The 26,296-nt window shown below is 61.2% G+C and carries 27 protein-coding genes; 10 read left to right on the forward strand and 17 right to left on the reverse strand.

Features of this window, described 5'->3' with window-relative positions; translation table 11 throughout:
• Nucleotides 1–219 precede the first annotated feature (219 nt).
• The 8 genes from ABIB51_RS21570 to ABIB51_RS21605 form a co-directional block, all read right to left on the reverse strand.
• Nucleotides 220–699: a hypothetical protein gene (locus ABIB51_RS21570; protein ID WP_354191395.1), complete on the reverse strand. Its 480-nt coding sequence runs from the start codon at nucleotides 697–699 to the stop codon at nucleotides 220–222.
• Between the two features lie 1,010 nt (nucleotides 700–1,709).
• Nucleotides 1,710–2,564, reverse strand: a complete 855-nt coding sequence (locus ABIB51_RS21575) for an aminoglycoside phosphotransferase family protein (protein ID WP_354191396.1) — start codon at nucleotides 2,562–2,564, stop codon at nucleotides 1,710–1,712.
• Nucleotides 2,565–2,659: 95 nt separating this feature from the next.
• Nucleotides 2,660–3,211, reverse strand: a complete 552-nt coding sequence (locus ABIB51_RS21580; RefSeq protein WP_354191397.1) for a GNAT family N-acetyltransferase — start codon at nucleotides 3,209–3,211, stop codon at nucleotides 2,660–2,662.
• A 192-nt stretch (nucleotides 3,212–3,403) separates the two neighbouring features.
• Complete coding sequence (locus tag ABIB51_RS21585) at nucleotides 3,404–4,234, reverse strand: alpha/beta fold hydrolase (RefSeq protein WP_354191398.1); 831 nt, start codon at nucleotides 4,232–4,234, stop codon at nucleotides 3,404–3,406.
• An 89-nt stretch (nucleotides 4,235–4,323) separates the two neighbouring features.
• Nucleotides 4,324–4,863 (reverse strand): chloramphenicol phosphotransferase CPT family protein, encoded by a 540-nt coding sequence (locus tag ABIB51_RS21590; protein ID WP_354191399.1) that lies wholly within the window; start codon nucleotides 4,861–4,863, stop codon nucleotides 4,324–4,326.
• 999 nt (nucleotides 4,864–5,862) lie between these two features.
• The gene (locus tag ABIB51_RS21595; protein WP_354191400.1) at nucleotides 5,863–6,432 is read right to left on the reverse strand and encodes a suppressor of fused domain protein; all 570 of its coding nucleotides are present in this window, start codon (nucleotides 6,430–6,432) and stop codon (nucleotides 5,863–5,865) included.
• Between the two features lie 129 nt (nucleotides 6,433–6,561).
• Nucleotides 6,562–7,032 carry an RES family NAD+ phosphorylase gene (locus ABIB51_RS21600; protein ID WP_354191401.1) on the reverse strand — a complete coding sequence of 157 codons (471 nt, stop codon included), beginning with the start codon at nucleotides 7,030–7,032 and terminating at the stop codon, nucleotides 6,562–6,564.
• A 102-nt stretch (nucleotides 7,033–7,134) separates the two neighbouring features.
• Nucleotides 7,135–7,920, reverse strand: a complete 786-nt coding sequence (locus ABIB51_RS21605) for an alpha/beta fold hydrolase (RefSeq protein ID WP_354191402.1) — start codon at nucleotides 7,918–7,920, stop codon at nucleotides 7,135–7,137.
• Between the two features lie 163 nt (nucleotides 7,921–8,083).
• Here ABIB51_RS21605 and ABIB51_RS21610 point away from each other — a divergent pair, with 163 nt between their 5' ends.
• Both ABIB51_RS21610 and ABIB51_RS21615 read left to right on the forward strand, forming a co-directional pair.
• Nucleotides 8,084–8,668 carry an AAA family ATPase gene (locus ABIB51_RS21610; RefSeq protein WP_354191403.1) on the forward strand — a complete coding sequence of 195 codons (585 nt, stop codon included), beginning with the start codon at nucleotides 8,084–8,086 and terminating at the stop codon, nucleotides 8,666–8,668.
• A gap of 107 nt (nucleotides 8,669–8,775) precedes the next feature.
• Entirely contained in the window at nucleotides 8,776–8,979 is a 204-nt protein-coding gene (locus ABIB51_RS21615) for a hypothetical protein (RefSeq protein WP_354191404.1), read from the forward strand.
• 211 nt (nucleotides 8,980–9,190) lie between these two features.
• Here the strand turns inward: ABIB51_RS21615 and ABIB51_RS21620 are convergent, their stop codons facing one another.
• Together ABIB51_RS21620 and ABIB51_RS21625 are read right to left on the reverse strand one after the other, a co-directional pair.
• Complete coding sequence (locus tag ABIB51_RS21620; protein WP_354191405.1) at nucleotides 9,191–9,649, reverse strand: hypothetical protein; 459 nt, start codon at nucleotides 9,647–9,649, stop codon at nucleotides 9,191–9,193.
• Between the two features lie 148 nt (nucleotides 9,650–9,797).
• The gene (locus ABIB51_RS21625) at nucleotides 9,798–10,802 is read right to left on the reverse strand and encodes an AlbA family DNA-binding domain-containing protein (RefSeq protein ID WP_354191406.1); all 1,005 of its coding nucleotides are present in this window, start codon (nucleotides 10,800–10,802) and stop codon (nucleotides 9,798–9,800) included.
• Nucleotides 10,803–11,053: 251 nt separating this feature from the next.
• On the opposite strand from ABIB51_RS21625, the gene ABIB51_RS21630 reads away from it, so the two are divergent.
• The 4 genes from ABIB51_RS21630 (at nucleotide 11,054) to ABIB51_RS21645 (ending at nucleotide 15,340) form a co-directional block, all read left to right on the forward strand.
• Nucleotides 11,054–11,575, forward strand: a complete 522-nt coding sequence (locus ABIB51_RS21630; RefSeq protein ID WP_354191407.1) for a hypothetical protein — start codon at nucleotides 11,054–11,056, stop codon at nucleotides 11,573–11,575.
• A 217-nt stretch (nucleotides 11,576–11,792) separates the two neighbouring features.
• On the forward strand, nucleotides 11,793–12,059 hold the full coding sequence (locus ABIB51_RS21635) for a hypothetical protein (RefSeq protein WP_354191408.1): 267 nt from the start codon (nucleotides 11,793–11,795) through the stop codon (nucleotides 12,057–12,059).
• 143 nt (nucleotides 12,060–12,202) lie between these two features.
• Nucleotides 12,203–13,198, forward strand: coding sequence for a hypothetical protein (locus ABIB51_RS21640; RefSeq protein ID WP_354191409.1), 996 nt, complete (start codon nucleotides 12,203–12,205; stop codon nucleotides 13,196–13,198).
• Between the two features lie 1,392 nt (nucleotides 13,199–14,590).
• Nucleotides 14,591–15,340 (forward strand): phosphotransferase, encoded by a 750-nt coding sequence (locus tag ABIB51_RS21645; protein ID WP_354191410.1) that lies wholly within the window; start codon nucleotides 14,591–14,593, stop codon nucleotides 15,338–15,340.
• Between the two features lie 50 nt (nucleotides 15,341–15,390).
• Here the strand turns inward: ABIB51_RS21645 and ABIB51_RS21650 are convergent, their stop codons facing one another.
• The 6 genes from ABIB51_RS21650 to ABIB51_RS21675 form a co-directional block, all read right to left on the reverse strand.
• Entirely contained in the window at nucleotides 15,391–16,005 is a 615-nt protein-coding gene (locus ABIB51_RS21650; RefSeq protein ID WP_354191411.1) for a hypothetical protein, read from the reverse strand.
• Nucleotides 16,002–16,544: a GNAT family N-acetyltransferase gene (locus ABIB51_RS21655; RefSeq protein WP_354191412.1), complete on the reverse strand. Its 543-nt coding sequence runs from the start codon at nucleotides 16,542–16,544 to the stop codon at nucleotides 16,002–16,004. The genes ABIB51_RS21650 and ABIB51_RS21655 overlap by 4 nt, the downstream gene beginning before the upstream one ends.
• A 267-nt stretch (nucleotides 16,545–16,811) precedes the next feature.
• Nucleotides 16,812–18,122: an MFS transporter gene (locus ABIB51_RS21660; RefSeq protein WP_354191413.1), complete on the reverse strand. Its 1,311-nt coding sequence runs from the start codon at nucleotides 18,120–18,122 to the stop codon at nucleotides 16,812–16,814.
• Nucleotides 18,123–18,263: 141 nt separating this feature from the next.
• The gene (locus ABIB51_RS21665) at nucleotides 18,264–18,875 is read right to left on the reverse strand and encodes a recombinase family protein (protein WP_354191414.1); all 612 of its coding nucleotides are present in this window, start codon (nucleotides 18,873–18,875) and stop codon (nucleotides 18,264–18,266) included.
• Nucleotides 18,876–19,070: 195 nt separating this feature from the next.
• The gene (locus ABIB51_RS23295) at nucleotides 19,071–20,147 is read right to left on the reverse strand and encodes a TniB family NTP-binding protein (RefSeq protein ID WP_502916193.1); all 1,077 of its coding nucleotides are present in this window, start codon (nucleotides 20,145–20,147) and stop codon (nucleotides 19,071–19,073) included.
• Nucleotides 20,144–21,817, reverse strand: coding sequence for a TnsB C-terminal domain-containing protein (locus ABIB51_RS21675; protein ID WP_354191415.1), 1,674 nt, complete (start codon nucleotides 21,815–21,817; stop codon nucleotides 20,144–20,146). The genes ABIB51_RS23295 and ABIB51_RS21675 overlap by 4 nt, the downstream gene beginning before the upstream one ends.
• Before the next feature lie 317 nt (nucleotides 21,818–22,134).
• Between ABIB51_RS21675 and ABIB51_RS21680 the strand changes: the two genes are divergently transcribed.
• From ABIB51_RS21680 to ABIB51_RS21695, 4 genes are all read left to right on the forward strand, one after another.
• Nucleotides 22,135–22,707, forward strand: coding sequence for a recombinase family protein (locus ABIB51_RS21680; protein ID WP_354191416.1), 573 nt, complete (start codon nucleotides 22,135–22,137; stop codon nucleotides 22,705–22,707).
• 381 nt (nucleotides 22,708–23,088) lie between these two features.
• The gene (locus ABIB51_RS21685) at nucleotides 23,089–23,631 is read left to right on the forward strand and encodes an RNA polymerase sigma factor (protein WP_354191417.1); all 543 of its coding nucleotides are present in this window, start codon (nucleotides 23,089–23,091) and stop codon (nucleotides 23,629–23,631) included.
• The gene (locus tag ABIB51_RS21690; RefSeq protein WP_354191420.1) at nucleotides 23,621–24,616 is read left to right on the forward strand and encodes a CU044_5270 family protein; all 996 of its coding nucleotides are present in this window, start codon (nucleotides 23,621–23,623) and stop codon (nucleotides 24,614–24,616) included. The genes ABIB51_RS21685 and ABIB51_RS21690 overlap by 11 nt, the downstream gene beginning before the upstream one ends.
• A 108-nt stretch (nucleotides 24,617–24,724) precedes the next feature.
• The gene (locus ABIB51_RS21695) at nucleotides 24,725–24,901 is read left to right on the forward strand and encodes a hypothetical protein (protein WP_354191418.1); all 177 of its coding nucleotides are present in this window, start codon (nucleotides 24,725–24,727) and stop codon (nucleotides 24,899–24,901) included.
• A gap of 297 nt (nucleotides 24,902–25,198) precedes the next feature.
• Here the strand turns inward: ABIB51_RS21695 and ABIB51_RS21700 are convergent, their stop codons facing one another.
• Nucleotides 25,199–25,942, reverse strand: a complete 744-nt coding sequence (locus ABIB51_RS21700) for a helix-turn-helix domain-containing protein (protein ID WP_354191419.1) — start codon at nucleotides 25,940–25,942, stop codon at nucleotides 25,199–25,201.
• Nucleotides 25,943–26,296 lie beyond the last annotated feature (354 nt).

Genomic DNA, 26,296 nt, shown 5'->3' on the forward strand with positions numbered 1-26,296 from the left:
CGGGTGCCGGGATACCTAACTCGCGCCCTGGCTACCCTGAATCAGACGGCCAGTCCTCACGGCGGTAGAGCCCTCAAATCGTCCCTTTAGAGGGTCGTCCACCGGCCGCCCCGACGCTGCCCTTCGGCCTTCTCCATATGTCAGTTTCCGAAGTCGACTGCACGGAATGTCCAAAGCCGTCTGCACAGCCCGCCCGTTGGGGGATCGTGCAGCGGGCGGTCAGGCCGGGTTAGCTGCAGAATTCGAGGCAAGGACGTCTTTGCGGATTGCCCAACGGCCGATGGCTGCCGCTGCGCCTACGGTGGCCCATGGAATCAGTAGCCAGGGCTGCCAGCCAAGGCCCAGGACGCTTCCCAGCAGCCAGAACACGAGGGTGGGCACCGCGAAAAAAGCTCCGATGTGGATCCATTGATTCCGGACCGGGCGCAAAAGATAGGCCAACACCCAGGCCAGTGGCGCCGCGACCACCAGGGAAACTCCGAAGCCATACAGAATCGCCATGCCCAAAAGGCCCCATACGTGGCCGGCGTCGGTGCCGTCCCGCGAGGCGGGCACGCCATAGCCTGCCGCCATCAGGAGAAGTAGCACGCCCACCCAGAGCGAGGTGGCGATGAGCCAGCCCTTGATGAACGCGTACGCATCCAGGACCACTCTGTGTGACCGAACTACCTGCGGCTGCGCCGCATCCCCCAATGCCATGTGCTTAGCCTACCGATGCGCAAAAGCTTCCCGCCCATGCCGAGGGTGCGGCCGTTCGATAGGGGATCGGCTTACGGGCGCGTTGAAGATGGACAACTATTCAGTCGAGCCACGGGAAACCCAGCGGGTTGGCGGACGCGCGACTAGACACGGTTTCGAAGTCGTGGAGCGCCGGCCTGAGTGGCAGGTTTTGGGGCTCCACTGATATTTCGGCCAAGACAGGAACGGGCTCGGTGCTGATGAACTGGCACTCAGTAATAGGGCCGAGAACAGGGTCCGTATAGCTGGGCATCCTTGTGAAACTCCTGCTGGGAAGAACGTACACCACCCCTGCCTTGGTAGGAGTCTGGCCACCCTCGGTTGAAGCGAATGAGAGAAAGATGCGCCGTTCCGACCAGTGCCCGGCAGCTGCGCCCGGATAGAAGCAGGCATTTAAAAAACGTCGGCATGACGATGACCGGATCGCGTACGCAATAGCCCAGGTGGGGTCTTCGGTCGCGTAGACGGCGGTCTTCTTTGAGAACTCGTCAAGGCTGAAGTCGACGGGCGCCCTGGGGGCAAGCATTGACAGACCTGGTGTCTGTGAACCGTGCAGCACGAAGTCGTTGGTTGCGACAAGTTTGGCAAGTCGAGTCCAAGTCTTGTCACCATTGGCTGGAGCGGGTACGTGCCATGTAGATATATCCACGCGACAAACGCTAGCAGCGCCGCATCCGGACCTCTGGGAACGCATGTGGTGGCCGGAGGAGAATCGAACCTGGGCGGGGATGGGTATCGGAGGGTTCAAACCCGTCTTAGCGTGTCCCGGTAAAGGATCCTTTACCGGACGCTTCGGTCACCGTGCGACTTAGGTGAACGAGTCAACCAAACCGGGGGCAGTCCCGTCGTCCTACCGCAACCCTGCGGATGCGCAACCTCTTTTGGGTCCAGTACCCGAGTCCTTCAAGTAGATTTCTAGTCTTTCGCTTGATCGCAACACTGCCCGGTAGAGGATCCCTGATCGTGCGTTTCTAGGTAGCTGCTGGATCGTAAAGTGATCCTGCCTCAAGCCGGCGCGAGAAGTTAGACAGTGCGTGGCTTTGGAGCTTGCGGTCTGACCCAAGCGCTGCGGCCGCCGCTACCTGGAGGGGCAGAGATGCACGGTATACCTTCGCTCGTGCAAGCACGTCCGCGTCCACAATTTCACCGACTTTGGCGGCGCCGTAAAACCCGATGAGGGGGGCGACGTCGATAGCAGGATCTGCCACGCACGCGTTGTCGAAGTCGATAAGGCCAGGTGCGCCGGACTCATCCCACAACATGTTGTGTGGACCGAAGTCACCATGGACGAGGGAAGGGCTAGCCACTTCGTCGAGAGCCAGAACCTCCCGCACAACAATGTGAGCAGCTTTCCGCACGCGAGTGCCGGCATCTGCCGTGATGCGCTCAACGACGTCGGGCCAGGAGTTTCCGCCGCACCAAGAGCGGGCTGCAGCCAAACCTGTCGGTAGCTGCGCACCTTGAAGGTCATCCAGTACGCCGGCAAAGTCGTGCCGGACCTCATGCCACGGTTGATCCGCCATATGGGCTCCCTCGACGACGGTGCACGCCATCGCCGACCAATTATCACCGGTATAAGTTCGAAAGAGCTTCGGGATGCGGGTCCTCAACCCGGCACGCCCGACGGCGAGAAGCGCAGCGCTCTGACAGGCGATCTGCGCCTCATGGTCAGCGGCAAAGGACACGCGAACGACGCCGGTTGAACCCAGCACCGCGACATGGTGAAAAGCCCCATGATTGTAGACGGGGCTCGTCCACCCCATATCTGACCAAACACTCCGAAGAGCAGACCAGGCCGCGGAGGCGTCCCGCTCAAGAGTGCTCATACCCAGCAGTCTGCCATTACGCCGGCCGTCCCGGTGAAGGATCCTGCTGCGGCACTCTGGCTGAGCAGCAACGAACACCAACGGCCAAGATGCGGTCAAGGCCGGGTTATCGCGTAGAGCAGCATGTCGCGCCGGGTGCCACCAATCTCCTGGTGGCTGCGGAGCAGGCCCTCACGGTGGAAACCCGTCGCCTCGGCAACGCGACTTGAATTGCTGTTCCACGGCTCGATGTACAGCTCGATCCGGTGCAGACTTGGCAAGGTCCAAGTGAACGCGGTCAATGCTTTTAAGGCGCTGCTGGCGATCCCGCGGCCCCGGTGCGCGGGAGCAACCGAGTAGCCGGCCGTCGCGCGACCGGCCGACATGTTCTGAAGCCACAGTCCGATGGCGCCGACGGCGTTGTCGGACTCGGCATCAGCGATGGCGAAGGACAGCCCTTTTCCTTCGGCGAGCCGGCCGCGCTGCCGGTAGATCCACTCCAGAGCCTGATCTACCGTAGGGAGTGCGGGAAGGCTGCCAATGAGAGGGATGTAAGGATCGTCTCCCAGCTCGAAGGCGAGATGTACGTCGTCGTCGGTGAACTCACGCAAAACGATTGAACCGTAGGTCGGTGGTGTGGTCGGCCAGGACGGTACGTGCTCAGTCATACGTCGATTATCGCCGTGGTCATCGTCCCGTGCCGCTCAAGATTCATCCGGTCCTGCCAGACAGAGTGGGTTTTCCGCTCTCAGCGCGTTTCCGGTGAAGGATCCTCTTACGGACACTCCTTGGAGCACACGGTGTACGCTCAGCGCGACATGATGGCCCTTCAGGCCATGGGTTTGCTCGAGATAACATGGCTACCCAGTCGCAAGACCCTCGTTGATCGCCTGTGCCAGGTCTTGAGGAGAGGTCACGTGCGCCAGGTGGTCCTGATCAGCCAAGATCGTGACACCTTCCACGTTCAAGGCTTGTAGGAACATGTCAACGCTTGGCCCATAAGGTGGGCGGTTCCTGCTCAGCTCACCTGCAATCAACGTTGTAGGCGTAGCCCATGATCCCGGAGCCGTGAAGACAAAGTGGTTGATTGCCAAGAGCTCTGCACTGGCCGGCGCTGCCAGCTCCATGAGCTTGGGCCAAGCAGGGCCGGCTCGAAGTGTTTCAACGTGCGCCCGGTCGTAGCCGGAAAGATCGACATTGATAATCTCGACCGCAGCGTCAAAGTCACCGCTACTGACCGCCGCCCCTAGGAGCGGCAGCGCCTCGACACCGAACGGGTATGCGACCGGCTCGTACAGTACAAGCGAACGAACATTGGCACCTTGCCGGATAGCCTCAACCGCGATGAGGCCCCCGTAGCTGTGTCCGACTAAATCAACGGGACCCTCAACGGTCGCTAGCCAGCGCAAGAGGTCCTGAACTTCAGTCTCGACCCCATACGTTTCATTCAGAGAAGCGCTCGGGACGCGACCTCGTCGGTTAATCAGAAAAACTGGGCGATCCGGCGCGATATCTTTGGCAACCTGCTTCCAAGCGAATGCATCAGCCATCACCCCGTGTACGACCACGATCGGGACTCCTTGTCCCGAACGGGCAAGTGCGGTGAGTGCTGCATCGTCGAGTCCGAGCGTCACCACAGTAAACGGGATGACAGTGCCGGGATCATTCATTTTTCCCTTAATGGTGTCCATCCATCCATCCTCGCTGAACAGTAGCTCTACAGTCATTCTCAGGACATACGTGGTGGATCGGGTTTACCTAACGCATCTCTGGCCCATCCTCAACCGGGCAGTGCATTGAGCGAGAGCAGGCTCGCGAGATCACGCGCGCAGTCATCGGTCGAGCGATATGTGGTGTCGACCTCTACGTCATAGACGACCCCGGCGTGCACGCTCAGGGCTTGCTGTCGCGCCATACCCTCTACACGGTCAAGGCGTTGTGCCTCGCGGGATGCGGCGACCTCTGGGTCGCAGCGCACTCCCACCCAGATCAGGTCCGCTTCGCCAAATGTAGACCGGATACAATCCTGGCCGGCACCCCCAGAGAGAAGGACCTCATCGAGGATCAAGTGGGCCCCTGCCCGGGCCATAGCGCAGAGTCCGGTATACCAACTGCGCTCTAAAGCCCGATGCTCAGCACTGAAGGCGATCGTGCCGCCCTGCTCAAAGGTAATTCCTGCGCGGGGGCTGTCACCCCCTCCAGGGAGGGCATCAATGAAAGTGTCGACGCCGAAGGTCAACCAGATGCCGGGGAGGATTTCCTGAAGCGCTCTGGCAATTGAGGACTTGCCGGAACTCGATCCGCCGTTCAGCACGATCACTTGGGGATTCCAACCGGTAGACACCCCACGAGCCTAGCCAAGAATCGCGAAGCAAGCACGCCCGTAAGCCGGTGGTTTAAAGGACGCCGCTGCGTCCGTTGGGGGATCGGCTATCGGGCGACGCAGCGGGTCTCCCTGGGCTCCAGGTGTTCCCGGTCCCACAAGCGCTGTGGAATGCCGGAGTGTTCGGCAAGCACGAAAAGCGCTGCGTAGCGCAACCGGTGCTGTAGGCTCCGATTCGAACCTTGGGGGACTGATGCTTAACTACTTTCGCGAGATGCAAGAGGCACGCTTTGCAACCCGCGGCCGCCGAACGTACGGCTATGTCTCGGCCGGCATCGTTATTGCCGTCATGGGATTGGTCTTTGCGGGTTCCGCACCCTTATGGATTTTCTGGGCCACTTTCGCCGCTTCCTGCGTTCTGGACGTCGTCCTGACTAGGAAATGGATCAGAGACGACGCGCTGGAAGCCTACGGTCACCGACAATATCCAGGCTGATGTCGCCCCGGGTTAGGGGCAATATAGCGACGGCGGCTCCAACGGCCGGCCGTCACCGAAAAGCGGGGGAAGCTTTGCACCAGCGTCCGACACATCACACCGAAAGCCACCGGTACTGTCCGTCGTTTACCTTGTCCTCAGTCTCTGCGCCTTAGCGACAACAAGCGCCGCAGCCATCCTGTGGACCCCCATCGACGCGGACTTCATTACTCGCGCCGACAATGCCGGGTGGGACACGACCATGCTCTTGCCTCACCAAATGGAGCTCTCCATCGTCGTCAATACGTCAGTACTGCTAACACTGGTCCTCGTCGTGACCGCGTTCTATGGAGTGCTGGCCTCACGCCGCCGGTGAAATCGGCTCGCTAGGGGGATTAGCAATCTGCCTCCCTGAACGGTCGGCCTTGGCGATCGTCTTGCTGACCCAACCAGACCAACAGGCGTCATAATGTCCCCCTGAGGGATCCTCTACCGGACGTGCAAGGATCAGCCTGGCTGTCTCACGCACGTAGAGGGCCAGGAAGGCGGCGGTTCAGGTCGGCAAGTCGGGGTGGATCCTCGTCCCAGATATCAAATAACCCGTCTAAGCCGTGTTTCTTCACGCGCTGGGCTTCTTCGGCGAAGACAGGGGTAGCGTCCAGGAAGATGACGTGGTGGCCGTTGTCGAGTTGCAGCGGCGGGATGAAGTCATCGGTTCGCTCCAGCATCAGCCACGAGCGGAAGGGCAGCCCGTCGAGGATACGGCTGTTGCTTGGAGTCACCAGGTGGCCTGGTTCCAGGAATGTCCCGTCTGAGATCAGATCATTGGCCATCATCGCGAATGCAGCCCTGAATGTCTCACTTCCAGCAGAGACACAGGTATACAGTTCGAACCCGTGTGCGTGGTTCAAAGGAGCTTGCACCAGCGCGTGCAGTCCAAGCGTCGCATACAGGTGAAATGGGTGGCGAGATGTTCCTTTAGGCCACTCGAGCGCGCCAATCGTGCCTGGCCTGTTTTCGAACTTCCAATACTCTGGCTCTGCACCAAAATGCGTCTCGTAGTGAGCATCCACTGCTTTTACGCTGTCCAAGCCCTACCCCCTGTTATACCTGGTCAGCACTAGCCTAGGGGCTTGAGAGTTGGTGGCCGCATTCACGGTAAGACCAACACCGCGACTTGGCTAGGCGCCGACAAGTCCGGAAGCCCGGTAAAGGATCCTCTACCGGACGGAAACTTCCCGAACACTTGGAGCGCCATCAGCGTTCCAGTTGAAGAGCGTTAAGTGCCAGAGCTGCGGCTGCTTGCGTGAAGGGTCGATTAACCCATTGGCTCCCAGCCTCTGCAGAGCTTCTCGAACTTTCCAGGAAGGAGGCCTGACACCCGCAGCAACAACTCGTTGCCAGTCCGCCGCGGCGTCCGCGGGATCAATCCCCACAGACTTCAGCGCTTCGTGATCACGAAGATCAACAATCCGGTTGGCCTCTACATTGAACTGCAACAACTCAAGATCGGGAGTGCGATCGTCAGTGTGGGCGATCATTGCAGCGGCGACACCTTCAGGAGACGAACTCAGGTACAGCGTTGGGACATCTGGTGGCGAATACCGGCCGGCAGCCCGAGATCCCGCCAGAGCCGCATCACGGTACGCAGGATCCACAGCACGGAAGAATGAACCTTCGACAGTGCGCATCAGGGCACTTTCCCAACTGACAACTGGTTGATCTCGCTGCATGGTTTCCTTATCCCGACGATTAATTCAGCGGCGCTAGTACTGGGTACGAGGGCCGGTCCCTCACAGGACAGACGCGCTGGCTCTTACGAGCCAATCTTTCACTAGCGCGGCAGTGAGGTCCGGGCGTTCGAGATGAGCGTTATGGCCAGCGGCGTCGAGCACCGCGTAGGTGCCCCGGACATAGTGGTTGCGAAGTTTCCACCCGTCCTCGTAGCCAGTTACATGGTCCTGACGCCCAAAAAGGTGCAATGAGGGCGCCTCGAAGGGAGCAGGGTGCGCGACCTCCGGTTCGACAGAGAGCGCATACTCCGCCGCCACTCGTTCGAGAATGGCTTGGTTCGCTCCGCGAAGACCAGGAAGTGCATACCGCGTGAATGCCTCGAGCGTGGCCTCGCTCTGAACGACGGTCATCTCTTCGTAGTCATCCCTCGCCTGGCCGGCCAAAGCCAGAACGGTGGGGTCCTCTCGGACAACCTGCCGACGTGGAAGGCTACGCGCCTGATGGGTCGGCTCATAAACACCCGCAAGGGTGGCCAGGCCAAGGACCTGATCTCGAAGCTCGTGGGCTACATACCGGGCGATCATGCCTCCGAAGGAGTTGCCGATCAGCGCGAAGGGCCGGTCTCCAAGAAACTCATGGATGTCGTCCAGGGCCCCCTGCGCGACGTGGGTCGTGCTGGTGACGTTGATGCCAGCAGTCCCCGCGGCCCACGGTAGGTCGATATAGATCCGCTGCCATCCGGATTCATCGATGGCGTCCTCTAACGGCAGCATGATCCGATGATCTACACCGAATCCGTGGATTACGACGAGCGGAAGGCCTTCTCCTAAGATTTGAGCAATCACGAACCAGAGCCTACAGGCCCAGTTGGAGCCCTCAGCGTTCGCGTGGGGCGCGCTTTGGCCCCGCCCGTAAACCGGTGGTTCATCGGACGTTCACAGTGCCCGTTAACCGATCGGCTAACGGGCGGGCCGTGAAGGAAAACTATTTGCCACTAGAGTTCGGTCCATGATTGTTTGGCTCAACGGCACCCACGGGGCGGGAAAGACAACGACGAGCACGTTCGTGCAGCACTTGCTGCCCGACGCGCGCGTCTTCGACGCTGAGAAGGTCGGTGAGATGCTCATGGACATCAAGCCGGGACTTCCTGAGACGGACAACTTCCAGCACTGGGAGCCGTGGCGAAGCCTTGTTGTCGAAACCGCACGGCGCGTGCTCGAGTACACCGGAGGCACACTCGTGATGCCGATGACTGTGTTGGTCGAGAGCTACTGGCGGGAGATCAGCGATGGGCTATTCGAGCACGGCATACCGATCCAGCATTTTGTGCTCCACGCCGACCAGGCCACGCTCCGCGACCGTATACAGAACGACAAAGACCTTGGCCCCTCGACGTTCCGCTTTGCGTACTTAGAGCCATACGCCGAGGCAGCTCATACCTGGTTGCACAATGAAGCCGAGGTCATCAACACCACACACATCACAGCGGACCAAGCCGCGCAGCAGATCGCGGACGCGGTGCTTAATCGCGAGAGCGCGGAACGTCCGGCATGCTTGTGTTCGCTGGGGGATCCACTACCGGGCACATCGTAGCGACGCAGCGCGCTTGCCTAGAGCGAACTTGGGATCACTACGCTTCAAGGGCTGGTTTTCATTCCACTCAATGAATCAAGAGTTTCGACTTCACGTAGGCTGACCCCATGAACAAGCGCTCCCGAATTATTCGTCCGCTCATTGGTGCGTTGCTCGTCGGTGGGTTCACGCTCTTCGTAATGCTTTATGTGAATGGCAACTTCCCGGCGAATGTTGCGATCGGAGCGGCCATCGCGCTCGGCACTGGAGTGTTTTTCTCGCTCCGCCCGTATCGACGCTCCAGCAGCCCGAGCACATCAGTGACTCGCTAGTCAGATGCAGGCCCTGCGGGGCACATATGCCGCGTCGATAATTGGAATGCACCAGTAGCTCGGCGCAGTCGCTCGACGGTGCCGAATCTGCCCGCTGGAGGATCCTCCACCGGACGCCGACGCCACGTGGTCGAGTTTCGGATGGTGCGTTAGCGTTCGTCGATTCGAGCGCGCCGTAGTTCGGCGCCACCGGGCCGGCACCCGGCTGAGTTCAGGCGGGCGGCTGCGGAAGCTGAAAGATGAAGCGGTCATCGGGGGACCACGTGTGCTCGTCGTCGCATCGGTAGCCACGCAGCCACGCTTGGCCGTCTACGACGCGAAGATAGAAGCCCTTCGGATACTCGTCGTCTTGGCTAAGCGCTTCGGCCGCTACTGTGAGGCCGCCATCGGGTGCCCGTCCCGAAGACATCACCGAGTCGCGAGACGCCATCTGCTCGTTCAAAGCCATGCGCAAATAGGGCCCGGTATCCACCGGGCACAGCAACAAGCCCTGTTGCTGTGCAACCTCGAAGATCTGTGGAAGCGTCGCCCCACTGGGAAGCCCTAGTTCGGCGACCGTACGCTCTGTGACCACCACGGGACGAGGGGCTTCGTCGTCGAAGACGACGTCCTCGAGCAGGGTTTCCGCGTGAGCGTTAACAAGAATGCCACGCGAACTCAGGCTGCTCATCAGCTGACGTCGGGAAAGTCCACCGACGCATACTTCGAGTCGTTCGACGCGAGGTCTGTCTGGCATAAGTCTCCTTGAGGTGAGTGTCTGCTACGGGCTGGTGCCTCACCCCACGGGGGGCAAGACTCGGGTGGTCACTTCACAACAGCTAGCTGCGGGAAGCAGTGAGCAGCCTGATGGCGGCAAGCTCCAACTTCGCCAGGTCTGACTTGATCGCATTTATCTCTTGGTAGGCGGAAACCCGATCGTCCTCACTGCCCCTGCTGTTGGAATGAAGGACAGCGAATGCCTTGCCGCCTTGAATCCTCTGCTGTGCCTCCATCGCGGGCAGGATAAGCGAGTCTTCGCCGGTGTGGAGCCGAAGCTTCCGGATATTGCGATCTACCGACTGAGCATTTTGAGTCATTTCTCGGCCGCTATCGGTGTCCACCCATTCGATCCAATCGCGTTGCTTCCATTCGTTGCCAGTGCTCGACATGACCAGGATCTGCATCGTGTCTGCCCAGCGGTTCCCCGCTTGTACGAGGTCTGTGACAATGTCTCGCAGTTCGCGCTTCCTTGTGGCCTCACGCAACGCGGCGCCCTCTGCCTCGGAGCCGCTGAGCAATCGATCCTGCAACATCTCAACTTCGGCACGAGAAGCACGCTCGGTGGCTCCTGGCCGACGCACAAATATCGTTCCTTCTGAAACCATGGACCCCTTCGGCGCCTGATACGACTTCTGCAACAAGGCGATGCGGTCACCATCACGCGGGGGTTCCACCGTTACTACGAGGACTGTCACATCATTGAACGTCAGAGTCCGAGCGTCCCAATAAGGCCACCCGTGCCCTGTGTAACGATGAATGGCATTTAGGAGCTCTGCACTATCGGGGACTTGTTGTCCTTCCAGCGACCCTGGTTCGACTCCGACTAAGACGTACCCCACGCCTTCGAATGAGGCGGCCGCGACGGCGACGGGACGATTTGCCAACCCGAGAATCGCGCGACTAATGGCAAACGAGGATTCTGTGCTGGTGAGGTCGGTGTATGCCGACTTCCACTCAATGGATCGACTCTCGTCCTCGGGCGCTGCCTCGAAGACAGCTTGAATGAGCGAAAGTACTTGGTCGGGGGTGCGCAGCGCACGAGAGGTGTCGATTGAAAGAACCACATCACGATCGTGCCAGTCATTCTGTGAAGTCGGTAACTGAGCTGACCGTCCGTAAGCCGGTCGTCCACCGGACGTCCCGGCGCTGCCCCTGGGCCTTCTTCACATTGTCATTTTCCGAAGTCCTCTGCACGGAATGTCAGAAGTCGTCTGCACAGCCGTTCCGTGTCCGTATAGGGATCCATCAGCGTGCCAGGTAACGGTCTGGGCCATGCGAGGTCGTTGACCGGCTGCCAATGACGGAGAATCACTTCATGATGAGCAAAGCGAAGAGTGAGAGTTTTGCGGTTCGGGTGGGCGGGCAGTCGCGAACCGAGGTCGTCCGGTCACTGCGCGATGCAGGCGTTCAGCTCAATGCCCACGCAGAGACCCTGCTCGCTCACCCCGCGTTCGATGAACCTGCGGACCGAACGCTGCGAATTGTGGAGCGGACCGTAGAGCAGCTTGGTCTCCTGGAGGGCGCCGTTCAGTCCCAGGTTTTCGCGACGGCAAGGAGCCAGGGTCTGGAACTGTGTCCCTTGGTGACCGGCCCTTACCTGCGGTTGGCGCTGATGGACCAGTCGAACGCGCCAGACTCAGTCCTGTCCGCAGGTCGCGGCCCGGCCGGAGCGATCCACGTCGCGTCCGAGCCCGTCAGCGAGGACGTGGAGTACCCCAAAGGGTTCTACCTTCGGGTCGTTGCCGGGCAGCCCTGGCTGAGGGGTTATGGCTGCGATGACACGTACGTGTGGGCTCCGGAGCAGCGGATCGCGTTCCTACTGCCGAAAAGCGAATAAGGCACGGTCCGACCTGGTGACAGAACCAATCAGGTCGCTCCGAGGACAGAGCAGGTATCGGTCAGGTCCGCTTCCGGTCCCGATGAGAGTGTGGTAGATGCCGAGGACACCGACGAAGACCATGACGATTGTGGTGCTGCCCAGGGACGTAAGTACCACGGCGGTATTTGCCCCGATAGTGTGATGGTCAGAACGGACAGGGTTAGGGGGACAGGCAGTGGAACCGATCATGGTTGAGGGCGGCAAAGGCGCGGTGGCGCTGGAAGCTAATGAGGTTATCCACCTTGTTTGGAAGCCGAGCGTCGGAATTGAAGCGGTTGATGCTCATGCCGCTATGACGGCAGTTGACGAAATTGCAGATGGCTCGGAATATCCGATGCTGGTTGATATGGCCGCCACGGAGTCGACTTCCATCAGATCAAAGCTTTCACCTGCCCACCTGTTCGACGTGCACGCCGGGCCGATGATGGGCGGTAACCGATGAGGGTGCATTCACGGCTGACCCAGCCGGCGGGAGTACCGGATCTTCAAGAGCAGTTTTTTCCCGGCGGCCGGGTTGAGATCCATGGTTTTGCGACTTTCCGGGGTGAACGGGTGTTCATTTGCGGGGTGCGGCCCTCAGGACTTGTGGCCATCATCGGCCCGATGTCGTTGCACGGCCTCCCCGGATTCGACACCGACTACCAGACCGGCGGCGTCTATGGCGATGTGCCGTTCGATTCGTTGGAGCGGTTCTGGCTGATCCGCACGACGCATCAGGACGGCGTGGACGAACGCACGCCGCTACCGGGCCTGAGTACGGTAGTCGATGGCACACAGTTCGGAGTCACCGACACCTGCGGCACGGTGAGCTCGGCCGGGGTCCGGCAACTCCAGCTGCTCTGGCCAGGTCCCGGAAAACCCGGCGGGGAAGAGTGGGTCCTGGACGGGTACGGCTGCTGGACGACGCTGATGGACCGCAGTCTGGCCCAGGAGGTGCGGTACGTGGAGTGGAAGGCCGTCTGGCGCGACATCACGGTGAACGTGGCAGGCGTGCGGGACGGTTCAGCACATATCTTCGTCAGCAGTGGCGGAGTGCCCGAGTTCCACGCTCCCGAGATCGAGCACGGCGACAGCGTGCGCAGCAGCTGGTCAGCCGTCGTCCCCACCGGCGACCTCAGCCTCCGGTCGTGGACGTCGGTGGACCGGCCGGTGGGCCCCGGCGTCGTCGCCGGGGAAGTGGGGCTGGTGAAGGGCCGCACGACCATACTCTCCCGTCCCATCGGTACTGCAGAAGGCACCATCATGGCGGTCAGGAATCGCGGCCAGACGGTGACTGCCGACTTCGTGATGCATCCGCTGCACGACGAGCACGTTGCGCCGGTAGAGTGGCGGGCTCAGGTGCGGGAGGCTGACGTCACAGAGCTGCGCCGGATTTCCTCGATGGTGCGGTGGAACGGGGAGACCGCACCGGTCGGTGGCACCAACGACAGGAACGATGAGCTCTACGTCGGCGGGGGATCGGCGGCGTGGTCCGAGATCGGAGACCTGGTGTCGTCGGCGGATCCCATCGCACCGGATGCGCTGCCAACCAGGGCGCTAGCCGCGGCCGGGCAGTACAAGTACTCGGAGATCCGCCTCTAAGCCTGCGCCTGCCCTCCGAACGAAGCCGTACTTAAAAGAGCGCGGACGGCACATCGCAAGGAACCATTCGCGGCCATGTCACGGCTACGGAAGCCTGCTTCACCTTCGAGACCAGCGCTGAGAAAGTAGTTCTCCAGTGGCCCGCCGGATACACGGCCACCACGCGGCTGCTGCCGCAATCGGCCGACGGTGAATTCAGAATCGACGGAACCAGCGCCTCCAACCGCGCAGTCGTCCTCAACGAATGGGGAATCGTCTACACCTAGGACGGCGAAACACGACCGCTCATCACAGGCACCCGCACCGACAAAACGGCCGGCTGCGACGGACAAACTCTCCCCGTCTTCGACATCGCCCCAGGTGGGCAAGGAGTAAGTCCGTTCCGGCTTTCGCACGGCGCGGCCGGGCCCGACACAAAACCATAGTTTCCCTGCGGATCTCAGCTTCGATTCAATATTGAGTCGGGGCTACGGGGCGACCTCATCCGAGTGTCCGGTGAGGGATCCCTCACCGGACGCTTGTAAGCCGGCTCTGTAGTGGCTGCGGCTCGCCTGCCGCTTGGGTGTCCTGCAAGGTAGGTTTCGGGCCAACCGCAAAAGGCGACCTAGCTCAGAGCGCCCCAAGGCGATTTGACGAGATTTCGGAGAGTGGTTATATTTTTTTCTCGTAAGAAAAAGAGAACGGAAGTTCCCCCGCTTAAAGTAGCTGTAGTTGCCTGTTTGGGGGAAGCACCGTTGCAGTAACACCTGGTCGTCGGACAGCTTGAGACGGCCGGAGCAACACCAGTAGTAACACCTGGTCGTCGGACAGCTTGAGACGGCCGGAGCAACACCAGTAGTAACACCTGGTCGTCGGACAGCTTGAGACGGCCAGAGCAATACCAGTAACACCTGGTCGTCGGACAGCTTGAGACGGCCAGGGCAACACCAGTAACACCTGGTCGTCGGACAGCTTGAGACGGCCAGAGCAACACCAGCAGTACCGGGCCGTCAAGCAGTAGGAGACGGATGCAGAAATACCAGTAACACCTGGTCGTCGGACAGCTTGAGACGGCCAGAGCAATACCAGTAACACGGGGCGGGCAAGTTGAGAGCATCCTTATGCATTCCTTGCCCGCCCCATATTGTTCGGGTCTGCTGCTCGGTACAAGGGTCCCTTTGTTAGTTGGGAGGGCCCCCAAATAGACATCGCTCGTAGTTCACGCCGACATCAAAATCCTCCGCAGCCCGCGGCGTGGCCATCAGCATCCGCCGCGCGGACCTAGATGACCTTAATAGCTCTCCTGCAGAACTCGCGTCGGACCGGGTGCCCGCAAGCCCTTAGCGGGAAGCGTATTGGCTCCGCCCGGGAGTTGGCTTGGCTAGCTTGTTGGCACGCAGTAGCGTTCTTCGGGTGAATGAGGAAGCTGAAGAACTTGCAGGCGGAAACGCCTCAGAGAGTGTCCTTCGTGTTGGCGATACGGTCCGCAAACCGTGGCTGGAAAACTCTGCCACTGTCCAGAAGTACTTGAAAGCCCTCCAAATAGCTGGCCTCGACGTTCCCAAACCCTTGGGCAAAGATCACGATGGGCGGCATGTCACCGAGTACGTCGAGGGTGTCTCTGCGCTTGACCAGTTGCCACTAGGACAGCATGACCTCCTGCGGGTCGGCCGTTTGATTCGTCAGATTCACGATGCCAGCGAAGGATTTGAACTCCCGGATACGACCGGATGGAACGTTTTGCTTCCTGCCGAGAATCCGAACCTGATGTGCCACAACGACCTCGCTCCGTGGAACCTCATTATGGGAGAACGGTGGGTGTTCATCGATTGGGACGCCGCAGGCCCCAGTACGCGCCTCTGGGACCTTGCATATGCAGCGCAGTCCTTTGGAGGTCTCTTTGACGGCCAACCGGTTCCAGAGGCAGCTGCGAGACTGCGCGCTGTTGTCGACGGTTATGGGGCGGACGAGCTGCTACGAAAAGCTTTGCCCGAGACCCTAGGAAAGAGGACGGCGGCCATGCACGAGCTGTTGAAGTCCTCACATGAGACCGGATTCCAGCCTTGGGCCGACATGTACGTCAACGGACACGGCGCGCACTGGCACGCTGCGGCAGAATATGTCCTACGCAACCAAGACGCCTGGAGACGGGCCCTGACCTAGATTGCTGCTGGCGTGCAGGGACCCGATAAAGGATCCTTGACCGGCACACCTCAAGTGAGTTTGGGCAGCTCACGTATAAGCGAATCGAGCACCCGCACGTCGTACCGGTCGGGGCAGAACGTGGTTCCGCTGATCGAGCCGACGCCGGCCTCTGGCAGTTCCCACACAACTTGCCCCGGCCTCAGTCGATTCATGCACTGGTACCACTCAATGAGGGGCTCGCGCAGCTTCGCATGAAGCTCAAATGAGCGCCGAGAGCGGGTTGGATCGCCAATCTTCTGTAGCCGCAAAGTTCTCTCGTCGGGCACTGTCACCAGCACGACGTCTGCAAATCCGAGCTGTTTGTGGCTCATTGCCTCGCGTACACATGTCAGCTCGTGAGTGAACCTCGAAGCCGGAGCGGCGCCGACCCTGGCCAAGCACCACGAGTAGTGCAGTTTCATCGGATCGCTGTCGCAGATCGCCACTCGCACGCGGTCTTCAAGATCCAGCGCTTGCGACCAGCGCCCCCTATTAACCTCGGTCCAGTAATGCGCTTGGCGCACAGGATCGCTTCCGTCCGGCTCGGTAGCTGTTGGAGCGTATTCCGGCACGAACTCGACCGCAGCCGTTCTACACCACGTCGTTTTCCCGGCCGCACTGGGACCTTCAACCGCTACAATCACCCGACGATCTCCTTACCGGATGCTGCGTTCAGGTGCTGGAACATAAGGTGGTCCTGCCAGGTGCCTGCGATCTTCAAGTACTTCGGGGCGAGTCCGTACTGCTGAAAGCCCGTCCTAGCGAGGACGTTCTGAGAAGCGACATTGGCAACCAACGTTTCGGCTTGCACTCGATGAAGTTTCAGCTCGGTGTAGGCGGAGTCGACTGCTGCTCGGACGGCCTCTGTCGCCAGCCCCTTGCCTGTCTGGTCCTCCGACAGCCAGTACCCCATGCTGCACGACTGGAACGGACCGCGGGTGATGCCGCTGAGGGTCAATCGCCCAGCGACCGTGCCGTCATCATCCAGAACGACCCAGGGCATGGCATCGCCACGGCCGTGACGCGCCAGAACTGCCTCGACGGCTGCACGCTGCCCCTCCACAGTGAAGTAGTCATCACTCCGGATGGGATCCCACGGCGACAAGAAATCGCGGTTGCGTACTTGCAGTTCGGCCAGGGCTTCACAATCACCGGGGGTGATCAGTCGGATGCGTGAGCTCATGAGGCCAACCTTTCCACATTGGATACCACTCGCGTTGCCATAGGCATGTGTGCTCGATGAGAGCTGATCCTGATGTACCTGCTTCAGCTCTTGACAGGCGCCCGTTAGCCGGTCGTCCACCGGACGTCCCGGCGCTACCCCTGGGCCTTCTTCACATGTCATTTTCCGAAGTCGACTGCACGAAATGTCCGAAGTAGTCTGCACCGCGCGGTATCGGACCCTCCCGATCAGGATCTTCGTTGGAAAGGTAAGGAACGCAGTTCCGCTTCATGTGCCATCTGAGGTAAGACCTCGGGCTTTTTGGTCGAAGGAAAGGAGTAACCCCGCAGCCAGAACTGGTACAGCCGCTGCGATAAATCCCCATTGCAGTGAGCCAGCTAGGACTAGACCAAGCAAGGCTATCGATACCGGTTCCAGGATTACTCGAGGCAGCGCAAGTACGGAACTCACCCTGCCCAGCAGGTGGCGAGGAGTCCGCGTCTGAATGAAGGTCGGGAGGGCTACATCGGTGCTGTACGCCACACCCACACCTACTGTGGCAAGAATTGCGGCCGCAACCCACGGCTCTCCAGTCTGCCCCAAAGAGGCGAAAGCGATGCCTTCTACGAGCGTCATGCCGATGATTAGGAGGCCCCAGCGGCGGGGAAGTCCGGTCACTGCCGCTGCCAGTGTCCCCAGCAGTTGTCCCAGTCCCCACCCGGACACGAGGATACTCAGAGCCAGTGGCGAGTCGCTGAGTGAATTCGCCAGCATTGGAAGTCCTATTGCAAATAGGCCGCTGTAGCTCAAGGTGGCAGCGCTGATGATCAGGAGAACGATGCGCACCTCATGTGAGCGTCCGGCATGTTGCAGACCAAGACCAATTTCCCGGATGACCTGTCGGGCGCCGCCCGATTCGCTTTCGAGAGGCCCGCGCGGGATGTTCAGCGACGTAAGTGCCGCAATTCCCAGCGCTACTGCATTGACCGCGATTGCCGTGCCAGCGCCACCCCACCCGGTTAGGAGTCCACCGATCATGGGGCCTGCGATGAAAGAGGCCTGCGCGACTGCGCCCTGAATGGCGTTGCCTTGGGGTAGACGATTTTCGGGGAGTAGGCGTGGCAAGACAGCCTCACTGGCGGGCGCGAAAAATGCCGATGCGGTCCCTGTAATGGCAGCCAGTATGTATAGATGCCACAGCTCCACGGCAGAGGTGAAAGCCAGGAAGGCAACCATAGCCATGGCAGCAGCGCGCACGACGTGACACAGGAACATTACTCTGCCTGGTGAATACCGATCCGTCAGTGCACCACCCAGAAGTAGCAGGGTTCCCCGAGGTATCGCTTGCGCAAGCAGCACTCCAGCAAGGGCAATGATTGAGCCTGTTTCTTGAATGATGAGCCATGCCAGCGCAATGCCGAATGCAGCTTCTCCCGCCATGGCCAGGCCCTCACCGAACAAGACGCGCCGGAACTTTGAGTAGTGCCTGAGCAGGGAAAGAGGGCTGCGCACGTCACTCCTGTAATTCGAAACTAGGGTTGGCATGAGCCACCACCCCGAAGCACGGATCCCCAGCCCATTCCCGGTTGTAACCACCATATGAAGGGAAGGTCACTGTTTGCAGCGCAGCTAAAATACCACGAGGAAAAAGACCTTGCTTGTCAAAGCCTCCTCAGCTCGGTCCCTAGTCCAGGCCCGTTGAGACCCCGTGGCGTGCAGAATCAACTGCGCATCAAGCGTCTAACGGGAAAGTAGCCTTTGACCGTCCGGCCGCAACTCACCCGTCGGTGAGACGTGACGGTAGAGAGTCTGGCGGGTGATGCCGATTTCGGTGCAGAGCTCGCTGACTTTGGTGCCGGGCTTGCCCATAGAGGCCATGGCGAGCCGGAGTTTCGCGGGGGTCATCTTGAAGGGGCGGCCGCCCTTGCGGCCGCGGGCACGGGCTGAGGCGAGGCCGGCGAGGGTGCGTTCGGAGATGAGTTCGCGTTCGAATTCGGCGAGGGCGGCAAAGATCCCGAAGACGAGCTTTCCGGAGGCTGTGGTGGTGTCGATGGCCGCACCCTGGCCGGTGAGGATCTTGAGCCCGACGCCGCGTTCGGTTAGGTCGTGGACGATATTCACCAGGTGGCGCAGGTCCCGGCCCAGTCGATCCAGCTTCCAGACCAGGAGGGTGTCGTCGTGGCGCAGGGCTTTGAGGCAGGCGGCGAGCTGGGGGCGGTCGTCCTTCTTCCCGGAGGCCCTGTCTTCGTAGAGGGAGTCCTCGCCGATTCCGGCGGCCACGAGAGCGTCGCGCTGCAGATCGGTGGTCTGGGAGCCGTCCGTCTTGGAGACCCGCATGTATCCGACGAGCACGTATTTTCTCCTCTGTAATTTATACGTTCGTTTAAGTGACAACGTGATTCCAAATGTGGCTAACATCGGAATGTGTCACTTAACCCGTTATTTATTCTATGTCAGGCAAAGGGCCGCTGATCATCAATATGAGACAGAAAGTCGAGGGGTATCTGAAGCTCGGCGAAGGTTTCCCGGACACCGCGCACGGATTCTTCACTTCGGCACCCGTATCGAGCGACGTCGAAGAGCTGCTTCGCGACGACCGGGTCTGCTTTGGCTGCCGCAATGGCGGCGTCCAGTGAATCCACTGTCTGCTTCCAGAGCTCCTCCAGAGTCGGCCTCTTCTGCGCGTCGGCGGTGGCTGTCGGTCGGCCAGGCCGGGTTCCGTCGCTGATCGGGGGGTTTGGTTCGGGGCGCAGGAGGTGCGCGGCGGTTCCCAGGGCTGTCAGTGAGCCGGCTTCGATCAGTTCCATCGCGGCGGCTGCCGCCTCGAGCAGCTGCTGCTGGACGGTCCAGTTTAGGGTCTCGAACGGTTGCCACAAATACAGGCCGGCCCGGAACGGGTGCCCGCAATGTTCCCAGACACGACGCACGTCCTCCAGTTGCCGGCCATATCGTCCCTGGGCTGAGGTCTGCATTGGTCTCCCACAAGGGCAGCGTCATGGGCTCAAACCGGTTTTCGAGCTGGTCATCGGAACGGATGGCCAGATAGGCCTCGCGGGTGCCGACCCCCACCAGCGGGATACGCAGCTCGTTTCCCAGGAAACGCAGCAGGTTAAGGAATTCGCGCCGGACATCGGCCCGGCCGGCCAGCACATTATGCAGTTCGTCAATCACCAGGACCCGCACGCCGACGCGGCGCAGCACGGCGAGGGTGAGCTGTTCCAGGTCAGCTACGCGCCGGCGCGGTCCCGTGGGCGCACCGAGCGCGGCCAGCACGGCCGTGTAGAACCGCGGAATGGACGGTTCGGAGGGCATCTGGACGCACAGCACGGGGATGTGTTCCTGGTCCGCGGCGGAGTGTGGCGGGTGCTGGCGTCGGAACCGTTCGATGATCATGGACTTGCCGTTGTTGGTCGGTCCGATCAGCAGGAGGTTGGGCATGCGTTGTTTGCCGGGCCAGTCATAGAGTGTTTCGAGCCGGGTGAGGGTCTGGACGGCCCGTGGGTAGCCGATCCAGCGGTCCGCCCGGATGTGCCGGATCCGTTCCTCCGCCGGCAGGCGGGCCATGGCCTGGGCCCAGGGCTGGAGGTGGGAGAGATCCGGCGGAGGATAGTCATCGATGCTCACCACTGCTCGACCTCGTCAAAAGGACGGGCTGCTGCGGTGTCATTCGTGGGCGGAAGCATCTCATCCGGGGGCGCCGCCGGGGTCTTCGCGGTCCCGGAGGCAGGGAGGTGGCGCCGCCGCTGCAGATCCCGGCGTGATCTGCGGGTTGCCCGTTGCGCCGTGGCGGTGATCTCACGCATCTGATCGATCATGCGGAACAGTGCTTCCTCGTTGACCTGGTCGTGTCCCTGCTGGCGCAGCCGCGCCAGCGCCTGCCGGTGTTCCCACAACGTCACCGCCGGATGGGAAACCGTACGGTACGGCACTTCCACATAGGCCGTTCCCTCCGGTTCCAGCACCCAGACCCTGCTGATGTCCCGCGGGTCCCGCCGGATGATGAATTTTTCCTCCCGGTCCCGCCGCGCAATCCACGGCTTGAGCACGTTCGCGAAGTAATGGACATGGTCGATGACAAAACCGGTCCGGGTGATTCTGCGCCGGATGACCGGCAGGAAATCGACGAGAAACGCCGCGGGGTGCGCAACGACAGGCTGCGCTCCGAACTCCCTCACCCCTTCATGCCAGCGCCCGGCCGGTGTCTGGTTCAGGGATCCGTGGATGCTGCCGTGGTAGCCGGCCACTGCCAATGTCAGCCAGCATTCCAGCTCTATCAAGGTCAGGGCGGACATTTTGTCGGCATCGTACCCGCCGCGCTGGCCGGGATTGGAGAAGGTCGTGCCCGGCAGTTCATGGACCCGCTGCATCACCGTGCCGATAATGCGCTCCACGACGCCGCCGTAGTGCGGGCGCCCGAGTGGCCGGTAACTGAGTCTGATGCCGTGCTGTTCGCAACCGCGGCGCAACGCCTCGCTCTTAAATTCCGCGGCGTTGTCCAGGAACAATGCCCTGGGCTTGCCGCTCATCGGCCAGGCCGCATCCACCCCCAGGGCTTCCAGCCAGGGCCGCTTGTCGCAGGCCATGTGCGCGATACACAGGCCCACCGACACCGCAGACGGCGCCTCCAGGGTCACGACCATTCCCAGAATGCACCGGCTATAAACATCGATGGCAACCGTCAGGTAGGGCCTGCCGATGGGCTGCCGGTCCCGGTCATCGACGACGATCAGATCAATCACAGTGTGGTCAATCTGCACCTGGTCCAACGGCGCCACGATGGCCGGCACGTTCCCGCCGGCCGACTGCAACGGCCGGACGGCGTCCCTACCCTCACGGCTGCGCCTGACCTCCACCGGATGCAGCCGGGCGATCCTGCGAGTGACAGTATTCAGCGCCGGCACAGGAAGCTCCCGGGACCGGCACGCCTGAAGGACCTCGCGATAGAACGCCGCACGGGAAAGCTTTTGCCGCGTCAGGTAGTGCTTACGGACCAGCTCGTCAATCACGGCCTCGACGCGTTCAGGCAACCGACCTTTGCCCTGGCCTCCGCTGGAGTGTCCGGGGGCAACATCCGTCACCACACCGCTACCCTCACGGTAGCGTTTGATGAGCAGATAAACATGCCGCCTGGAGATACCCAGCTCCCTGGAAGCTGCGTCGACCGCCTGTTTACCGATGATGCTCAACCCTGCCAACGGCGCAATGACTTCAGCCCGCCGGCGTGCCAGTTCCCAGACCGCATCCGGCATGGTCAGCAAACCGTGCCCACTGATCGGTGTTGATTCCGGTTCCATGCCAGTCCCTACTCGTGCAGCGGACTTAATTACGGGCGACGCCGCGACCTCACGTACCGGGCCACGTCCAACGATCCTCTCCGTACCGGCAGGAAATCAAGGATTATCGGGTACGGACCGGCGGATTGTGCTGAGGTCTCCTGAAATTCCGTGCTGACCACTGTTGACAAAAACACTCGGTGAGCAGGACTTCGGACATTCGTGCAATCGCCTTCGGAAAATGACAACATCCGCGCGTTTCCGCCCTTGCCGGATTCCCGTATACCCTGCCCGAATTAATGCCCGATGAAGGTGCCTTATACGCTACAGTCCGAAGCATGCTCATCGGCTACGCCCGCTGCTCGACCAGCACCCAAGACCTCACCGCCCAGCACCATGCCCTCCACGCCCTCGGCGTCGACGCCGAGATGGTCCACGTCGACCACGGATTCACCGGCACCAAACGCGACCGACCCGGGCTGGAAAAGGCCCTCGCCGCGTGCCGCGGCGGCGACACCTTCGTGGTGACCAAACTTGACCGGCTCGCACGGTCCCTGCCGGACGCGAGGGATATCGCCGACGAGCTCACACGCAAGGGCGTGACCCTCAACATCGGCGGCAGCATCTACAACCCCCATGACCCGGTCGGAAAGCTGCTGTTCAACGTCCTGGGCATGGTCGCCGAATTCGAATCCGATCTCATCCGCGCCCGGACCCGCGAAGGCATGGCGGTGGCGAAGTCCAAAGGCAAGCTTCGAGGTCGACAACCCAAACTCACCAAAAAGCAGGAAGCACACCTCGTGAGCCTCCACCGGGACGGCACACACACCACAACGGAAATCGCCGAACTCTTCGGCGTCGCCCGCTCCACCGTCTACCGGGCCATCCAGCGCGCCGCGCCGGCCACATGATGTGACCCTCCCCCGCCAGCGAGCCGACTCCAGACCAAAGTGACGCTTTGTGCAGGGGACTTCGGACACCAGATGTCCATACCCGACTGCACAACTCCCGTACTTTCGGGGCAGCTTGTGCACACGACTTCTGAAACTGACAGTTGTGTCATTTTCTGAAGTCATTCGCCCGGAATGTCCGAACTCGCCTGCATTCGAAGGCAGCTCCGTCGCCTAATTCCTCCGAACTTGGCCCTTCCTCCTCCTTGCGTCCGGGCCGCGACACGGCCACGTGACGACCTAGACTGCCGTGAACTCTTTTCCGGTGAAGGGGCAATACAGCTTGTGACTACCGATAGCGACCTAATTCGCAGCTCGAGCGAGGACCCGCAGGCTTTCGCTGTGCTGTATGACAAATACTCCCGGGCGGTGCACCGATACGCGGCCACCAGGGCAGGCGAATCGGTAGCCGATGACGTGATGTCGCAGACCTTTCTGGCTGCCTTCGAGAGCCGGGAATCCTTCGACCATCGATGGGAAGACGCCAGGCCCTGGCTGTTCGGCATAGCGACCAATCTGCTCCGCCGTCACCACCGCACCGAAGCCAGAAGACTCAAGGCGTTCGCTAAGGCTGCCGGCCGAGGCAGTTATGACGACGGGGCGGACCGGGTTGCCGAACGGCTGGATGCCGCAGCAGCGACTGCAAACCTTTCCGCCGCGATGCGGAAACTCTCGTCCGCCGACAGGGAATGTTTGCTGCTCTATGCCTGGGCGGATCTGACGTATGAGGGGATAGCGATGGCAACGGGCGTGCCTGTAGGTACTGTCCGGTCACGGCTCAACAGGGCGCGGCGGATCCTTCGTGATGCTGCCGGCCCAATTCACGTGGATGACAAGGAGATGGATCATGGACGAGTTATCGCTCCTGCACGCAATGCGCGCTAGGACCCCCGTTGCCAGCGACGCCGCCGTCGAGGCCGGTCGGAGGAACCTGCTACAACGCATCGACCCGTCACTGGTGACAGCCCAGCCCAAGCCACGGCGCCGGACGGCGATGAGGCTGGCACTGGCATCGGCGGCAACCGTTGCCATCGTGGGGGGCCTAATTGCTGGGGACATCCTGGCCCCGGCCGGAGGGCCGGGCCCAGGGCCGGCCGCGGCAACGGCAGCCCAGGTGCTCAACGACGCGGCCCAAACAACCATCCAGACTGCCGACCCTGTGGTGAATCCTGGCCAGTACCTGAAAATTGACAGCACCAACCTCTGGGGATCGTTCTCGACAGAACAAGACGGCAGTCAGTATCAGTGGCTGGATACGGAAAAGATGACAATGTACATTCCGGCCAACCGGGACGACGAATGGGTATGGGAACGATCAGGCCGGATCCCGACGACGTTCTTTGACGAAGCATCTAAAGAATACGCTCAGAGCACCCAAATGGGTGCTAAGGACGAGGTATTGCGCGGGGAGAACGGGGCCTTCTACGGGCCCGGGACAGAGTCCTCGTTCCCTTCCCCCAGCTATCTGGACGCCCTGCCGCGGGACCCCCGCCTGCTCCTGGAGGACATCTATCAAAAGACCGTCGGAAAGGGCCAGTCGGTTGACGGCGAGGCATTGGTGTTCATCGCCGATCTCCTGCGCACGGGTATGGTTCCGGGCGAACTCCGTGCCGCACTATATAAGGCGGCGGCGCTGATACCGGGAGTAACGCTGACCGATGAACAGGCCACCCTCGATGGCCGCAAAGGCATAGCCATCGGCCGGGTCGAAGACTTCTCCCACTTCCGTCAAGACATCATCATCGACCCCAAAAACGGGCTGCCCATCGGGGAACGTCAAGTACTCACCGAACCATTTGGGACCATGCCGGCCGGGACCGCGACTACCTGGACAACGGTAGAAACCTCTGTCTCAGACACTGCCCCGTAGGCCTCCGAAGATGCCCGCTGTCGTATGGTCGAGGGGACTTCAGTCCCTGAGCGTTCGGACATCAGGAAGGCTGGCTGAACGACTCGAAGGGTCGGCAGGCCAGAACTGATGATCGAGTCATCCACGCTCACCCTAACCCTGACCTACGTCGGCACCCTCGGGGTGGCCGCGGTTATTTTCCTCGGCCAGATCGTCGCGTTCACCGCGATGCTGGCCCTGGCCGGAGTTGTCGGCGTCCTCGTCCACGCAGCCCGACTAATCACACGCAGACGGACCGGTTCCTGAAACTCTCCCGGCACATTGGAGAGCGGAATCCGCTGTGTCCCAGTTCCAAGGAAGTGGGACGGGTGCAGAAGTCGTCTGCACTGGGACCGCTGGGAAAGACGCCTTCAGAAGGCGAACCCTGACCGGGCCATACTCGACCCAGCCCTCGTGGCCGTAGCTATCGCTTCGGCAAGATGGCGCTACATTGACTCGAGTTTGCAGACCTGTCGATTATTGACGATCCCGGTCGTGGGAGGCCACGAGTGCTGCCGGGCGGGAGTCGCCGAGCCGCTCGACGATCAAGGCGGGCGACAAGCCTCAGAGCGACTGGAATTCGTGGACCAAGTGCATCTGGTCGTGGTAACCGGAGTCAATCGCAATGTCGAGCCACGATCGGTCCGGCCTTCCGACCCGTGCGTCGAGGGAAGCTTGGAAGCGGGCAACTCGAGCAAAACGTTTGGGAGGGATCCCTATCTCCCGAACGAAGGATCTCTCCAACTGCCGCATGCTGACGTTCATTCCCGAAGCCAGGTCGTGGATGGTGATCCTGCCACCTCGACGTGCCAGCAATGACGCTGCTGCAGTCGTGGCCGTCTCCTCGGGTTCGAAGTTCGCAGACCGAAGGATGAACATCTCCGCGGCTCGTACCCGGTCGACGAAATCGGGCGTTTCGGCCAGGACACGCCAGAGCTCCGCAACGGGCGCCCCGAGTACGTCCTCCGCATCGAAATGTGTCTCCATCACGACACTGGTAGGCACCTGAAAGAGTGACCACAGCGCGGCAGGCTGAAGGAAGATCGCGAACGAATCGATTCTGCCCTCAAATCGCAAGCCGGTGCCAGCGTGAGTGTGAGGCCCTACCAGCGCTAGAGCGCGGCCAGACTCAACGCCTCCCTTGGCCGACCGTACGGTTGGAAGGTCGCCGAAGTCGAAGTTAATGACCGTCTCCAGGAATGCCGGCATCGGTTGGGCCTCGACCACTCCGGCCACGGTGCGCTGGGCGAACGCACGCACGAAGGGGCGAAGCGCCGACGCTGCAGGCGCAGACTGCACGGTACGCATCGACGGTGACTCTCCTCCCTGGATAACACAACCTGTCGCCTTTCTACTAGGCGAGGGCGGTTGAGCACGCGAATGATGAGTGTGAACGAATCTTGATGGATTGGCTAAAGAAACGCAATGCCTACTGATCTCAACGGCTTCAATCCGTATGCCGCATCGTCGGCATTGCGAAGGCTCCTCAGGCTGGCATTCTTCCACTACATCTAAGGGACTGGAGAATGGTAATGGCTAACGTGGTGGGTGATTCGCAGGACAGGAATGTCCCCGGGGTCTTGGGGGGGGGGGGGGGGGGGGGGGGGGGCCCCCCGGGTCGTGGTGGAGCGCGCCTTTGCGCCTGAGGGCCCCCCGGGGGGT

Origin of the sequence: Arthrobacter sp. UYCu712 (genome assembly GCF_040547005.1) — a bacterium.
GTDB lineage: Bacteria > Actinomycetota > Actinomycetes > Actinomycetales > Micrococcaceae > Arthrobacter.